The organism is Candidatus Melainabacteria bacterium (assembly GCA_016193285.1).
In the GTDB taxonomy this organism is placed as follows: domain Bacteria; phylum Cyanobacteriota; class Vampirovibrionia; order 2-02-FULL-35-15; family 2-02-FULL-35-15; genus JACPSL01.
The window spans coordinates 12,502-27,524 of the sequence record JACPSL010000034.1 but is presented as its reverse complement, the minus strand read 5'-3'; the positions used below and the strand labels follow the sequence as shown (position 1 = coordinate 27,524).

The 15,023-nt window shown below is 31.7% G+C and carries 18 protein-coding genes and 1 tRNA gene; 5 read left to right on the top strand and 14 right to left on the bottom strand.

What is annotated here, in order from left to right:
• Positions 1-93 precede the first annotated feature (93 nt).
• The 3 genes from HYY52_07390 to HYY52_07380 all read right to left on the bottom strand — a co-directional run bounded on the left by HYY52_07390 (position 94) and on the right by HYY52_07380 (position 1,782).
• Entirely contained in the window at positions 94-603 is a 510-nt protein-coding gene (locus HYY52_07390; protein ID MBI2996506.1) for a hypothetical protein, read from the bottom strand.
• 296 nt (positions 604-899) lie between these two features.
• Positions 900-1,484, bottom strand: coding sequence for a nucleotidyl transferase AbiEii/AbiGii toxin family protein (locus HYY52_07385; protein MBI2996505.1), 585 nt, complete (start codon positions 1,482-1,484; stop codon positions 900-902).
• Positions 1,485-1,500: 16 nt separating this feature from the next.
• Entirely contained in the window at positions 1,501-1,782 is a 282-nt protein-coding gene (locus HYY52_07380) for a hypothetical protein (GenBank protein MBI2996504.1), read from the bottom strand.
• Between the two features lie 24 nt (positions 1,783-1,806).
• On the opposite strand from HYY52_07380, the gene HYY52_07375 reads away from it, so the two are divergent.
• Positions 1,807-2,010 carry a hypothetical protein gene (locus tag HYY52_07375; GenBank protein ID MBI2996503.1) on the top strand — a complete coding sequence of 68 codons (204 nt, stop codon included), beginning with the start codon at positions 1,807-1,809 and terminating at the stop codon, positions 2,008-2,010.
• A gap of 19 nt (positions 2,011-2,029) precedes the next feature.
• Entirely contained in the window at positions 2,030-2,170 is a 141-nt protein-coding gene (locus tag HYY52_07370) for a hypothetical protein (GenBank protein MBI2996502.1), read from the top strand.
• A 23-nt stretch (positions 2,171-2,193) separates the two neighbouring features.
• Here HYY52_07370 and HYY52_07365 read toward each other — a convergent pair whose 3' ends face one another.
• From HYY52_07365 to HYY52_07325, 9 genes are all read right to left on the bottom strand, one after another.
• Positions 2,194-2,775, bottom strand: a complete 582-nt coding sequence (locus HYY52_07365; protein ID MBI2996501.1) for an acetate uptake transporter — start codon at positions 2,773-2,775, stop codon at positions 2,194-2,196.
• 2 nt (positions 2,776-2,777) lie between these two features.
• Entirely contained in the window at positions 2,778-3,326 is a 549-nt protein-coding gene (gene nuoB, locus HYY52_07360) for an NADH-quinone oxidoreductase subunit NuoB (protein MBI2996500.1), read from the bottom strand.
• 8 nt (positions 3,327-3,334) lie between these two features.
• Positions 3,335-4,945 carry an NADH-quinone oxidoreductase subunit C gene (locus HYY52_07355; protein MBI2996499.1) on the bottom strand — a complete coding sequence of 537 codons (1,611 nt, stop codon included), beginning with the start codon at positions 4,943-4,945 and terminating at the stop codon, positions 3,335-3,337.
• On the bottom strand, positions 4,942-6,444 hold the full coding sequence (locus HYY52_07350; protein ID MBI2996498.1) for a hydrogenase 4 subunit F: 1,503 nt from the start codon (positions 6,442-6,444) through the stop codon (positions 4,942-4,944). The genes HYY52_07355 and HYY52_07350 overlap by 4 nt, the downstream gene beginning before the upstream one ends.
• Before the next feature lie 2 nt (positions 6,445-6,446).
• Positions 6,447-7,136 carry a hypothetical protein gene (locus HYY52_07345; protein ID MBI2996497.1) on the bottom strand — a complete coding sequence of 230 codons (690 nt, stop codon included), beginning with the start codon at positions 7,134-7,136 and terminating at the stop codon, positions 6,447-6,449.
• A complete protein-coding gene (locus HYY52_07340; GenBank protein MBI2996496.1) occupies positions 7,133-8,104 on the bottom strand; it encodes an NADH-quinone oxidoreductase subunit H in 972 nt (323 codons plus the stop codon). The genes HYY52_07345 and HYY52_07340 overlap by 4 nt, the downstream gene beginning before the upstream one ends.
• The gene (locus HYY52_07335) at positions 8,101-9,642 is read right to left on the bottom strand and encodes a hydrogenase 4 subunit B (GenBank protein MBI2996495.1); all 1,542 of its coding nucleotides are present in this window, start codon (positions 9,640-9,642) and stop codon (positions 8,101-8,103) included. Before HYY52_07335 ends, HYY52_07340 begins: the two co-directional genes overlap by 4 nt.
• 355 nt (positions 9,643-9,997) lie before the next feature.
• Positions 9,998-10,426, bottom strand: coding sequence for a helix-turn-helix transcriptional regulator (locus HYY52_07330; GenBank protein ID MBI2996494.1), 429 nt, complete (start codon positions 10,424-10,426; stop codon positions 9,998-10,000).
• Positions 10,427-10,729: 303 nt separating this feature from the next.
• Positions 10,730-10,819: transfer RNA gene (locus HYY52_07325), tRNA-Ser, on the bottom strand.
• 26 nt (positions 10,820-10,845) lie between these two features.
• Between HYY52_07325 and HYY52_07320 the strand changes: the two genes are divergently transcribed.
• The 3 genes from HYY52_07320 to HYY52_07310 all read left to right on the top strand — a co-directional run bounded on the left by HYY52_07320 (position 10,846) and on the right by HYY52_07310 (position 13,655).
• Entirely contained in the window at positions 10,846-11,349 is a 504-nt protein-coding gene (locus HYY52_07320; protein ID MBI2996493.1) for an HAD hydrolase family protein, read from the top strand.
• A 90-nt stretch (positions 11,350-11,439) separates the two neighbouring features.
• Positions 11,440-13,464, top strand: coding sequence for a ferrous iron transporter B (locus HYY52_07315; GenBank protein ID MBI2996492.1), 2,025 nt, complete (start codon positions 11,440-11,442; stop codon positions 13,462-13,464).
• An 11-nt stretch (positions 13,465-13,475) separates the two neighbouring features.
• Positions 13,476-13,655 carry a hypothetical protein gene (locus tag HYY52_07310; protein MBI2996491.1) on the top strand — a complete coding sequence of 60 codons (180 nt, stop codon included), beginning with the start codon at positions 13,476-13,478 and terminating at the stop codon, positions 13,653-13,655.
• Here the strand turns inward: HYY52_07310 and HYY52_07305 are convergent.
• Together HYY52_07305 and HYY52_07300 are read right to left on the bottom strand one after the other, a co-directional pair.
• Positions 13,626-14,402 carry a metallophosphoesterase gene (locus HYY52_07305; GenBank protein MBI2996490.1) on the bottom strand — a complete coding sequence of 259 codons (777 nt, stop codon included), beginning with the start codon at positions 14,400-14,402 and terminating at the stop codon, positions 13,626-13,628. The two genes, HYY52_07310 and HYY52_07305, sit on opposite strands and share 30 nt — an antisense overlap.
• 25 nt (positions 14,403-14,427) lie before the next feature.
• On the bottom strand, positions 14,428-14,934 hold the full coding sequence (locus tag HYY52_07300; GenBank protein MBI2996489.1) for a hypothetical protein: 507 nt from the start codon (positions 14,932-14,934) through the stop codon (positions 14,428-14,430).
• Positions 14,935-15,023 lie beyond the last annotated feature (89 nt).

Genomic DNA, 15,023 nt, shown 5'->3' with positions numbered 1-15,023 from the left:
TCCACACAAAGTGATACATTAACCTGAAAACATGATGAGTATTCTTCAGCGTCTCCACAAAGAGGATAGCTTAACATGCCTTCGGCATGTCAACTATCCTCCTCGGGGGCAAGCCCCCGAGATCGCCGTTGGCGGTTCGATTATTGAAAGTTCAGATAGTAAAGAGTCGAATTGCTCTATGGAATTAATTCTTGGAAATATCTCGCTAATAGCAGGTGGTAATTTACTTAATTCAACTGAAATATCTTCACCTCTATCAGATTTATCTTTAAGATAAAGAAAGATCACTGCGGTTAACTGTCCCCCAGACACTGCGTCTATTGGTGAATCATGATTTCTTAAATCTCCTGTGAATCCTCCAGCTTGAGCATTTGCGAGCCTGTCTATAAAAACCTCTCTTGAACTAAACTTAACTTCAGAATCAGCTATGTGGCTTGGTATAAGCCCTACGTAAGTTGTGCCACCTTGTTCTAGTAATGATGTTTCTTCTACTTTAGAAGAATGAGTTGCAGATTGAGCTTCTTCCCCGCCTGGGCCATCACCAGGTGGAGTTACTTTTCTGCCATAGCTAACAGGAGAATTATTACTTACTGGATTAGTCATTTGTTTATTTATAATGCTACATGCTATACAAAGTAGCTAATTGTACTTTATTTATAGATATTTTCTATCTTTATTGCAGGTACTACTCAGAGCTCTGTCATTCTAACTTTTTTTAAAAAGTTCCAATTTGAAACACTGTTTTATAGCTTTTTTCTTGCTTTTAATTCAATCAATTTTCTGGTTATTGGATTTTAGCTCAACTTTTAAAAGAGAATGACGTAGCCCTGGCTTTCGTAGAGCTGTTCCATAATATCCTTCCAAAACCTTGTACAATGTTGTGCATGATTTTTACTGATCTATAAATTAAGACTTTTTATCTGTCTCTCAAAAAAAACCTTTAGTTGTTCTTTTGTAAAATTTTCTTGTTTTAGTAGTGTAATATCTGTAATATTAACATCATCTAAATAAAGTAACTGTTCTAAAAACAAACGATCACTAAAATCATTTTTATACTTTTTCTTTGCTAATTCTATAATTTCTTTTAGCGAAGTCTGCTTTTCATAAAGCAAATAGTAAAGATCAATATAATCTTTGTATTCACCTCTTCTGCCAATTGTGTATGCTTTAATAGCACCGAGTTCTTGTACAGATGCAAGATAAAGCCCATTTAAATCTACCAAAGGCTTTACTAGCTGAAATGGATAACTAAGAAAAGTAACTTTTGTATCACTAGCAAAAAATGTTAACTCATCTGAATTATTAACAGATGGTTTGATGATAATATTTTCTGGCAATATTTTTTTTACTTCTGAATATAAAGTAGTTGGTATTTTTTTGTCTGAAAAAAAGTCAAAATCAACAGATACTCTGTGGCCTAACTGTAGTGCTAATGCAGTACCACCAGCCAAGTAATAAGATTTTAGCTTGCTTAAATGTGGCAAAAGCAGTTTACCTGTATTAGTTAGTACCTCTTGGTGCATGATTAAAATGAGGAATGGAAAAAACTGTTTGTACTAGTGGCTTTACATGCTCTCTCAATTCAGTATGAGGTAATTTCATAAGAACATCTTTGATTATTTCTTTCCCGTACAAATTCTTAATCCATCTCCAATGATCTAAATCTCCATAATTTATTGTGTTTACTATTATTGTTTTTTTGTCTAGATCTAGATTCAGTTTTTCAAAATCTTGAGACCAAAATAATGCTTTAAATGAGCTTGGCAGTTTTTTATCTTTCATATATTTATTATACCTACGGAGGGAGTGGGAATAAATGATATTGGAATCCCTGGAGAAAAAAACTTTAAAAGAGCAGATGAGCTTACGTGGTCAGAAGAAGAATTAAAGAGCGGAAAAATAGCAAAATTAAAGAGATTTCCTGGGGCTAAAATGTTGAAACTTTTCCGAATAATCGTTAATAACGAACCGGAAATAATAGCTACAAATGAGCTAGATCAATGCAATTAAGGTTAGGTGGAAAATTGAAGTGTTTCACAGAGAAATTAAACAACTTGCTTGTGAAACCGGTAAAACTATTCATCAGATTAAAAAGGAACAACTACAAGATTATTTGATTAATCAGCTTAAAAATCCTTCTGTAAAAATGGCTTTAACATACAAGTCCTGATCATAAAACTTATCCACTCAACTTCAAAATTTAAACAATGGTCTTCCAAGTAGATAGCCAACCTTGCCAGTATATTTATTTACTAGTGTTACCATTGCATGATAAAGAGCAATTGAACCAATTATCACGTGATCTATACCTGCATAATACTCAAGAGGATAATTTAATTTTACAAAAATATCTATGGTGAACACTGCCGTAATAAAGATATGAAGTAGCATTAAAACAAGTGACTTATGACCTGTTAAATAAATCATTACCGCTGAAAATATTGCATATATAGCCACTATTGGAATAAACAAGACATTATCCCAGCGGAATCCTTCAACTAATCCTAGGATTTTAACAGTAAATATTGAAGTCCAGTAAAAGCCGTACATTGTAAGAGCTGTACCTCCAAGCTGATCGTGGTATCTTATATCAACAATGCCTGCAACAACTTGAACTATTCCGGCAAAGATAAGACAAATAATTGATATTGCAAGATCATCATTATGAGGAATAATTCCCATCTGCACAAGTCCTAATGTTAGAGCACCTACAGCAAGTCCAAATAACCCAATCGATAAAACATCAATTTTTAATAGCCCATCTTTCTTATCCATTTTTACGTTACCTCCTTTTGTGCTAAAAGTACTTTACAAACTAATAAACCTTTTAATATCTGTTCAGGTGTTGGTGGATCGCCAGGAATATATAAGTCAACAGGAATAAACTGATCTACCCTTCCTAAGCATGCATATGTTGTTTCATATATAGAACCATTACATGCACCATCACCAATTGCAACTACTATCTTAGGATTTGGAGTTGCTTTATAAGTTCTTTCCATTGCAATTTTGAGATGCCTTGTAACTGGTCCAGTAACAATTAAAACATCTGCATGACGTGGTGATGCAGTAAATTCAATTCCAAATCTTGAGATGTCGTAAATTGGATTTGATAATGCAATAAGCTCAGCTTCTTCAGCATTACATGAGCCTGTATCTAGATGTCTAACTAATAATGATCGACTTAGTACACATCTTGTTTTATGATCCAATTGGTTAATTCTAGATAAATCTTTCTTGAGAATATCAACATCTAATTTTTTAAACTCAGGTTCTCTTTCTACAGTATTTCCTTTTGTAATCCAGATTTTCAATAAATCAAACATAATTTTTTTTATCTATCGACACATGCATAGCAAAGGTTAAAACTTTTGTTTACCAGTGGTCCATCTGGAACAATATTTTTTCCCATGGTAGCTTGTGCCACTCCTCTCCAATTTATGTAAGATGCGCTTCTTACATGGTATCTAAAGATTTTGTCCTCTTTGTCAAGCATTATCCAATGAACTAGTTCTCCTTTTGGAGATTCAACTATTCCAATCCCAGGATTATAGTGTGAATAAGGTTTCGTTTTTGCAAGAATATCCCCAGGGGGTAAGTCTTCTATAAGATTTTTAATTAGCCTTAAAGATTCATTTACCTCATCAATTCTTACTTTCGTTCTAGCTAATGCATCACAAGTGTCATATAGAGGCACATTTGGTTTGTACCTCTTATAAGCTAGATAAGGTGTATCATGCCTAACATCTATATCTATGCTTGAACCACGGGCAGCTGGACCTACAAGTCCTAGAGATAAAGCATTTTCCTTTGACAGAAAGCCAGTCAACTCAAGGCGATCTAATAGACTGTCTGTATTTAAAATTAATTTTGCTAGAGCATTGAAGTCAGCTTTAAATAAAACAAGTTGTAAAAATAATTGATCAAAATATTTATCAGATATATTTTTTTGTAATCCTCCAATAGTATTTAAACTTCTAAAGAAGCGATGACCAGTTAATTTATATATTTGTCTCATTATTGTTTCTCTTAGTCTTGCTGCATGTGCTGAAGCAAAACCAAAGCCACCAGCTGAGCAAATAGCCATAAGGTCTGACATATGACTTGCAAGTCTTTCAAGCTCAAGGCAAATGGTTCTAATGAATGTAGCTCTAGGTGGTGTTGAGATATTTCCTAAAGACTCAATTGCAATGCAAAAAGCAGTTGAGTGGCTATAAGAGCACATCCCACATATATTTTCTGCAATGGTTAATACCTCACCTATAGTCTTACCTTCTGCCATTTTTTCAATACCTTTATGTGCGTAAAAGAGTTGAACATCAAATTTATGAATTTCTTCTCCTAGGGCACAAAACCTAAAATGTCCAGGTTCAATAATTCCAGCATGAATTGGTCCAACTGCAATTTGATGTAATCCTTCCCCATGAGGGAATATAAACTCTATATTATGGTCAGTAATTGGAAGTTGTTTATCTTTTGGAAAATCCTTTCTCACTGGGAAGCATTTACCAGGGTGCCAGTCCCTATGAAGAACTAATGGATCAAGCTCGATGCCATCAGGAACTATGCCAAACAGATCATGAATTTCTCTTTCATACCAATTTGCATATGAAATCTTTTTACTTATTGCTGGATATGAAGGATTAAATTTACCTACATTTGATTTTAAAGTTATTATGTGATTAATTTTTTTAAGCGAGAATACAACATTAACTACATAATTTTCATTAAGCTCTCTTTTATCAGTAGCAGTAATAGTTAATAATGAAGCATTTAAGTTTGGATCCTTTATTATAAGTTCAGAAGCAATAGGTAAGAAGCTTTTGTCAATTGTAAATTCAACATGGTTTGGACTTATAAGCTTATAAATAAAGGTGTTTTCTTTAAGCAGGTTTTCAATCTGTTCAATTAAAGTACCAATCTCTTTTATCATTCCATGTTTCATATCGTATGCCCTATTGTTACTATTCTTGTTGCTTCATTTAACAGTCTTAAAAGGGGGCCTGGTATCCAGATACCTAGTATGCAAACAAGTACTAGCGGTAAAACTAAGCTTGCAACACTTGATTTATTTATTTCACTTCTAGTCAGTGCAATATTACTTTCAGTGGTACTGTTTGTTGGACCTATTGCCATCTGCAACAAATGATGACTTAAACCACCAAAAACAATGATCAAAAATAAAAGAAAGAGTATACTACCAACCCAATGATTTCCTTCAATTCCTCCACTTAAGATATAAAACTCACTAATAAATATTGAAAATGGTGGTGAGCCAGCAAGTGCAAGGCCACCAACTAAGAGTACAATCCCACTTATTGGCATAACTTGAATAACACCCTTAATATGTTCCATATCTTTTGTGTGAAATTTAAGTGCAAGGTTTCCTGAAGTAAAGAACATAAGAGACTTTACCATTGCATGATTTATCATGTGAAATAATGCACCAAAGATAGCTAAAGGATTTGCAAAGCCAATTCCACAGGTGATTATTCCAATATGTTCTAAACTATGATATGCAAGAAGCCGTTTTATATGTCTTTGTACAAGAATAAATGGTACTGAAATGCCAATTGATAAAAGTCCAAAAACTAAAATTAATTTATTTGTAAAACCATTTCCTACTGAGAGGTTAGTAATAATTGCAAATCTAATAATTCCGTAAATTCCACACTTAATAAGTACACCGGAAAGAAGTGCACTAACAGGTGTAGGTGCTTCGCTATGTGCATCTGGAAGCCAGGTATGCATTGGAGCAAGACCTGCTTTAGTTCCAAGACCTATGAGTATAAAAATGAATGCTACTTTCATCAGGTCTGGGTCAAGTTTGTGAGAAATCGTAATTAAATAATTCCAGTTTAATCCTACAGACTTAACTCCTCCTGCATGAGTAACACCGTAGTAGGCAAGAACAATACCGATCATTGCAAATGCAATACCTACCGTACAGAGAATAATATATTTCCATGCAGCTTCAACAGGAGCTTCTTTGTTATAATAACCAACTAAAAAAGCAGAAACTAAAGTTGTAAGTTCTATAGCAATCCATAAGACCCCAATGCTATTTGCTGTTACAGTCAGAAGCATTGAAAAAACAAATGCGTTTAGCAAGAAATAATATCCTTTTAATTTCCATATGTTGTGTATTTTTTCTTCAACCTCATTTGTCATATAACCAATTGAATAAATCGAGACTATAGTACTAACCAGAGTAATTAGAAAAATCATTAATCCACTTAGTGCATCAAGGTAAATAAAATCTTTGAATGTGCCAATGGAGCCGGAATCTAATATGTCGTTGATAATAAAAAGCCCTAGTATAAATAAGCAAACCATCCAAAAAGTTTGTACTAAGCCAATAACATTTTTGTTCTTCGGCAATAAAGATGAAAATGCTGCTAAAGCTGGGATGCTATAAAGTAACGTTATCTTATTTACATCCATTTTTATCCTCTAAGATTTGTCAATTCCTCTACATTTATAGTTTCAAAGGACTGTCTTATTCTGTACACCCAAACGCCCATTACAAGTGCTCCAATTAATAAATCAAGTAATATACCCATCTCTACTACATATGGCATTTCAAATATAGTGTTAATTGTTAGAGCAAAAATGCCATTTTCCATAACATAAAGTCCAATAATTTGGGTCAATGCTTTTTTTCTTGTCATCATAATAAAAAGCCCAATTAAAATTACAGAAATAGAAGTACTGAGTAAGCCGCTGGATAACACGTGCAGTTCTTTTTCTATTCCAAATTGTGGAATAGTTTCAAAAATTAGTGCGGCTATAGCACAGTTTATAAGCATTGAAACTGGCAAGCTAATATACGTCTCTATTTCCCTATTTATTTGTATTTGTTTTAGAACAAACATTAGTATTGCTGGGATTAAGATGCATTTGCTTAGAAAAATAATTGCACAAACAATAGAAGTATGAGGGCTTTGATTTATTGAACCTATTATAAACATGATTGATACAAGGCTTAGGGATTGAATTACAAAAAGTCTAATCATGGTTTCGATTCTGCGACATCCAGACATTAAAATGCTTATCAAAAGGACAATTCCAACCAGGTAGCTAGATAATCCTTCAAGGGTATGTTCTGAAAGTAATTGAGTTAGTGGAAGGTTCATATTCCTAGTCCTTCTCCTTTATAGATATTAATCACAAGAGCAATTATGGACATAATAAATGCAGCAATAAGAATGTCACGAACTCTAAATAATCTAACCTTAGCAACTGTAGTTTCAACAAATGCAATAATGGTACTAACAGCCAAAACTTTTAAGAGATATATGACTGCTGCAATAAATAAACTTACAAAAGTAAAACCAGGTGTTGTATACCAAGGAAATAAAAGATTTGCAATTAAGGAAATAATAATTAATTGTTTAAGCCAACTGGATAAAAACATGATGCCAAGCTGTTTACCAGAGTATTCTAAAAGCATTCCTTCATGAATCATGGTTAATTCATAATGGGTTTCTGGATTGTCAAAAGGAACCCTGCACATCTCAGCCATACTTGCTATAAAAATTGCAATTAATGAAAGAATATATGGTGGTGTATATAAAGCAATTCCTTTATTAGACAATTGGTTTACTATCTCAAAGATGCTGTTAGTTCCATAAATACACACAAAAATAAATAAAGGAAGTAGAATCACTGGTTCAATTAAAGTTGCAAACATTAGTTCTCTACTGCTTGCCATACTACAGAAGCTGCTTCCTGGTTCAAGTGCTGCCGAAGTCATAAAAAATCTGCCTAAGCCAAATAGATAGATGAAAAGTATTATTCCTCCGAGTGAAATCATGAACTCTTTTGAGCTAATGGTTGGTATAAGTAATCCTGCTGTTATTGTTGTACTAAAAACAATAAGTGGTGTTGCTAAAAATAACCAAGATGTTTGTTTTGAAACTACTGTTTCTTTATGAAAATATTTTGCTAAATCATAATAGCCTTGTAAAAGAGGAGGACCAACACGTCCTTGTATTATTGCTTTAATCTTTTTTATGTAGACATTTATAAATGGTGAAAGTATTAAAAGAAGTCCTATATGGACTAAAAATAAAGTGGCATATTGTAATGTAGTATTATTCATAACCTAAGCCATATAAGACAAAAAACCAATGCAAGAAAAATATATAAAAGATAGATTTGTAATACTCCTGATTGAAGTGGTCTTATTTTGTGAGAAAGATTTACAAGACTATTAACTATAGGCAGATAAATGTAATCATGATAAAAACTTTCTGGTGTGTGAAGTTCTGAGAATATCACTCTTAGTGGTTGTAAAAAGCCTTTTGGTGTATGCCCGAACTCTGGTTTTGGTTTAACTCCACAGCTCCATGTTTCATCTTTGCGAATAGGTACTTTAGAGCCTAAGTTGTTAAAAGCTATGTAAACCAAACAAAGAATTATTAATAATAAAACAAAAACTAAAGCTGGTGAAAGTGTAGCAAAGTTATTAGATCCTAGCTTTATAGAGAAGTTATTAGAATTAAATAAACTATCAAAGGTAATTATTGATGTAGCATCAAGACCAATTATTGAAAAAGTTACTGTCTTAATAAGTAAGAAAACAATATTTGGGAAGACTCCTATAACCAAACATGAAAATGCCAGAATAGACATACTTAAAATCATAGATGGTGTGGCTTCCTGTGCATGAATTGCTTGATGTGATCTGGGCATTCCTAAAAATATTCCACTAAAGGTTTTTACAAATGTTGCAATGCATATTGCACCTACAAATCCAAGAAGACTGGCATAAATAGGTGAAATAAGTTTTAATATTTCTGATTTAATTTGAAACAAAAGAAGTACCGATTGAAAAGTAAGCCATTTACTAATAAAACCATTAAAAGGAGGGAGTGCAGAAATAGCAAGTGAACCAATAAGAAATAGAAAAGCAGTTTTTGGCATTAGCTTAATTAAGCCTCCTAATTTTTCAATGTTTCTGGTGTGAGTACTAGATACAATTGAACCTGTACAAGTAAACAATAGTCCTTTAAATATAGAATGATTTAAAGAATGAAATAAGGCAGCCACTAAAGAAATAGTAGCTAAAACTTTTTGGTCAAAGCTGTAAAATATCATAGAAGCACCAATTGAAAGTAAAATCACACCAATATTTTCTATACTGCTATAAGCTAAAATTCGTTTAATATCAACTTCGGAAGAAGCAAAAATTATTCCTAATACCGCAGTTATGATTCCTATAAAGACAACAATTATTCCCCACCAAGAAGGAAATGGGCTTAGAAAGTCAAATATAAATCTTAGTATGCCGTATATTCCTGTTTTAATCATTACTCCTGACATAAGAGCTGATATGTGGCTTGGTGCAGCTGGATGTGCTTCTGGGAGCCAAATATGCAAAGGTATAATTCCAGCCTTAGTACCAAAACCCAGTAAAATAAATAAAAATAAAATTGCTTTTAAAGAATCAGGCATTAAGTTTGAAACTCCATCAAAAGATGAAAATGAAAAACTTCCAGTATATTTAGCAAAAATAAGAAATGTCAGAAGAAGGAATGCTGAACCAATATGTGTCATTAAAAGATAGACAAAACCTGCTTTTTTGGAATCAATGCTTTTTATATCAAATATCACAAAAGCAAAAGAAATAAGTGTCATTAATTCCCAAAGTATTAAGAACTGGAAACCGTTCCCTGATAAAACCACAAGAAGCATTGAAAGAATAAACAGATGGTACAGAGCACACAATAGACTCAGATTCTTTTCCATATACTCTGATTTAAGGTAACCAATTGAATAAATTGAAACTGGAATTACAAGTAATGAAATTAGGAAAACAAAGAAAGCAGAAAGTGGGTCAATAACTAATTCTACTTTTCCAATTGGAAATCCCAGCTGATGACTAAGAATGTATGAATGTTGGTTTGTGAGGGAAAGAGTTGAACTTATTAAACTAAGAGTAGATGCAATAATTGCCAGAGCGCTAGATGCAATAATTGAAAAAACTTTAGACTTAAAACAAATAAGGAACGCAAAAATCACTCCAAGAACAAATATAAGGAACGAATATTTGAGTAATAATGCTTCTAATGCCATTTTTAATACTATGCCTTCCTTTCTTGTTATTTATTTTGCTTAATAAGTCTCTTATTCCAGCAAGTTGGTTATTAAATATGACTTTTGCTATGTCAAGAAGTTTGAATATGGTTGGATCTTTAATTGAATAAAAAACGTTACTTCCTTCTTTGCGAGTGTTTACTATATTATTTGCTCTTAATATAGCTAGTTGTTGAGAGACATTCGGAGCTTCTATATCTAAGATTTCTCTTAATTGATTTACAGTATGTTTGCCATTACGTAGTGTATCTATAATTTGGATTCTTATAGGATTAGCCAATGCTTTAAAAAATTCTGCCTTAAATTCACTTGGTTGTTTCAAGATTTTTTCCTATCTGCGAATATTCGCAGATATTTATATATTAACATTAATAATTGATAAGTGCTTTCCTGAGAAAAACTTTTGTCAATGAAAATACTAATTTAAACTTACTCCTTTAAATCCAAGACCTAATTAAACAAATGGTAAGTTACAAGTAGTAAGTAAAAATAAAAAATTACATTGACCTATGTGAGATTCGAACTTTTAAATGTCGAATATTAAAGAGTTAAGGCAATTTGTGGAAATAGAATTTCTGCTCAAAATTGTTTGGAGATAAGCTTTAATTCTAAGGTGTATTTTTAACAACGGAGACGGTGAGATTCGAACTCACGTGACAACTTTCGTCATCAAACTGATTTCGAGTCAGCCCCGTTATGACCACTTCGGTACGTCTCCTTATTGTTTTATTGTAAACTATTAGCATGTATGAATTAAAAGAAATAATCAGAAATATAAAGCTTCTTGTTCTTGATGTAGATGGGGTTTTAACTGATGGGTCACTTTACTATGACAAAAATGGTGAACATGTAAAAAAGTTTAACGTTCGTGATGGTCAAGGAATTAAGCTTGCACAAGCTTATAGCTTAGAATTAGCAATTATAAGTGCACGAGAATGTGAAATTCTAAATAATAGATTAAGTGAATTAAGTGTTAAGCATATTTATCAACACTGTTATGATAAAGGGAAAAAAATACAAGAATTATCTAAAGAATTAAAGATTTCATTGCAAGAAATTGCTTATATTGGAGATGATATTTTAGATGTACCACCACTTGAAATCGTAGGATTACCAGTCTGTCCAAAGGATGCACATCCTTCAGTAATTTCAAAAGCAAAATTAATAACTGAAGCTAAAGGTGGGCATGGTTGTGTTAGAGAAATTATTGATTTAATTTTAAAAGAACAAGGAAAAATGACACTTTAGTGTCATTCAGATTGTGTCGTAATATCGAGTTTTTTAACAGACCCCTTTACGTGCTAAAATCTAGACATAAAGACAAACCAAAAATGTTAAATGAAGTCAACCACTCAAAAGAAACAATCTCACATAGTACTTACAGGAAACCCTAATGTTGGGAAATCAGTATTTTTTAATTACTTAAGTAGTCTATATGTTGATGTAAGTAATTATCCAGGAACGACTATAGAAATTACAAGTGCTGAGTTAAATAAAAACAACAAAAATATATTAATAAAAGACACTCCTGGAATTTATGGAGTAAGCAGTTTTAATGATGAAGAAAAAGTAGCTAGGGATGAAATTTTATTTGCAGATTTAATTATAAATGTTGTCTCTGCAATTAGTCTGGAAAGAGATTTGTTTTTAACAAAGCAGTTAATCGATATGGGCAAACCAATGATTGTAGCAATTAACCAAATGGATGAAGCCAAAGCAATAGGTTTAGAAATTAATATTAAAAAGTTAAGTAAGATTCTTGGACTACCTGTTTATCCAACAGTTGCAATAACTGGAGAAGGAATGGAAGAAGTTAAAAAAGCTATTTTAACTTCTTTTGATAACGGAGATAAAGAAGAAAAATTTGGCAAAGTTGATCCTGTATTAAAAAGTGCATTAACTGAATTATTACCACAAGTTAGTAATCAAGCAGAAGCATTGCTCTTACTTGAAGGAGATTTAGTAATTGCTGAACGCCATAAAATTAAACCAAGAAACCAAAGAAATGAAATTTATAGCCAAAGGAGAAAAGATGTAAATGAAATTGTTTTAAAGGTAATCTCTACTAAGAGTAAAGAAGAAAGATTAATAAGTAGGTTTTCCAATCTTTTAATAAATCCGTTATGGGGAACTATAGTTGCAGCACTAATAGGATTTTTATTCTTATATCAATTTCTTGGAATCTGGATTGGTAGAGATGTTGTAGATTTAACTGAAAAAAAAGTTATGAACACATACTATGAACCATTTATAAAGGAAACAACTGGTTTATTTTTTCCAGTTGAGGTTAAAGTTAAAGATAAAATATTTAGTTTTCCATATGGATTTCTTGTTGACAAAGAAAAATATAATCAGCTAAAAAAAATAAGAAATAAAGAATATTTTTTTGGATCAAGTGATTATATAGAACATAGAACTCAAAGCTCAAAGCTCCCCAATAATATTTACAGTGCAATTGGAATAATCTTATCAGGTAAGTATGGCATCCTTACGCTGACTGTAACTTATTTAATTGGTTTATTACTTCCTTTAGTTATTGCATTTTATGCTGCACTTGCAATTTTAGAAGACAGTGGATATTTACCTCGCCTGGCTGTATTAGTTGATGGACTATTAACAAGAATTGGTATGAATGGAAGAGCAATCATTCCACTTGTTTTAGGACTTGGTTGTGTAACAATGGCAACAGTTACAACAAGACTTTTATCAACAAGACGTGAAAAATTAATAGCAACAATAATATTAGGCTTTGCAATACCATGTTCTGCACAACTTGGTGTAATTCAAACTCTCTTAGCTAAGAGTAGCGGAATTAAAGGTTGGTTAATTTGGCTATCAGTAATTAGTCTTGTTTTAATGATAACCGGATATGTGATGAACAAATTTTTACCAGGAAAATCAACTCCTCTTTTAATTGATTTACCTCCTTTAAGATTTCCTAGGCTTAAAAATATTTTTTACAAAACAAAAACCAAGGTTCAATTTTTTATGACTGAAGCAATACCACCATTTTTCCTGGCTGCCTTTATTGTTTCAGTTATGCAAGTCATAGGACTTTTAAATAAGATTATTTTATTTCTTGAACCAATATCAATAAACCTTTTACGCCTTCCTAAAGAAGTTTCAATCTCGTTTATCCTTGGTATGGTAAGAAGAGACTTTGGTGCATTTGGATTAACTGAACTACCTATGACTAGCACTCAAATTACAGTTGCAAGTGTAGTTTTAACTTTGTTTGTACCATGTATTGCAACTGTATCTGTCATGGCAAAAGAACAAAACTGGAAAGTAGCATTAGGAGTATGGCTTTCTTCAATTGTTCTTGCTATTTCTGTTGGCAGTATACTTGCTAGAATGTTATAAAGTTACAGTTTATGTCAGAATGTCAAACAATTAATTGTCCTACTTGTGATTTCAAACTTGATGAAATCTTTATAGAACAAAAATGTCCAAGATGCCAGACATTAATTGAATCAAAATTTATTTGTGGAAGTTGTCATCATTGTAGTGAAATGGTTTCATCATTATTCCACCCATATAATTTTAGAAATTAATTTTTCTCCTTTATCTTCGTTATCTTCGTCGAGTTGGATTATTCTATATCCAGGTATTGTTTTGTCTACTATAAACTCATTACAATCAGAACGCACCTGGTAAGCTGTTGATGGAGAACTAGCATATAAAAGATCACTTTCTTGTTTTTCAAAGACCTGATGTATATGACCAAATAAAACAGCTTTTATTTGTTTATTCTTTAAAACAATATCATTAAAATGCTTTGCTTCTTTTAACATCATCTTATCCATCCAAGAACTATTAATTTTGATCGGGTGGTGATGTGTAAAAATAACAGTTGATTTGTTCTTATTAATTTTTAAAATATTTTCTAAATTTAACAATTGTTTTTCAGACAAACTGCCGCTATCTTCTGGATAAACCGAAGAATCAATAATATATAAAAACCAATTCCCAAGCTCTATACAATAATCAACACTATTCTTTATCCAGTTATAATCAAATACTTTATTAATAACATCAACATCATCATGATTGCCCGGAAAAATACAATATTTAATTCCTGATTTATTTAAAAGATTTGCTAAGTGTTGATATGATTCAAAAGTACAGTCTTGCGACAAATCACCACTTAAAATTAATAAATTAGGCTTTAGTGTTAGTTTTGAAATATTGTCAAAAACTTTTTTTAGGTTTAAATAAGAATTTGCACCATTGATTTTTCTATTCTTATCACCAAATAAATGTGGATCAGAAATTTGAATTACACAGTTCTTAAAAGACATAGATTTTTTTGATTCTACAACTTTACTAACTAAAAATCAGGTCTTTTTGCTTTAAGTCTAAACAAATCTTTTTTACTGCCTCTGCAAGTCCTAAAGGAAATATTGCTTCTACAATTTTGGGAAGATCTTCATATAAGAGATTATTTGCAACCATGGGATGACACCCTTTATTTGTAGAACATACAGGAATACCATTAGAATCATATCCATCTCTCATAAATTTAATGATTTTAAGAGCTAAATCTACAAATAGTGTTGGAGTTACATTAAAAGGAAGTCGTCTAATTAATATAACAGTAAATTCTATTGCATTTTTTCTTGGAAAACCAAATAGAACTTTATCAAGCGGAGAACTAAAAATTGCCTCTGCTTTTTTTGAATAAACAAATTGTAGTTGTTTTTTTACAGAGGAAATATCTATTTTTTTTATGTCTGAGATATCAAAGTTCTCACTTTGATTTATCTCTTCATTTATAGTAGACATATGTACTATTTTTGAATATGAATTACTACTTGTTTGTGTTTTTTCCATAACTTATCTACAATAGCTAACAATATACATTGCTTACAAAAAATATACAACTAAGATTAGATTAAACCTTAATTAAGATCAAGTTAAAA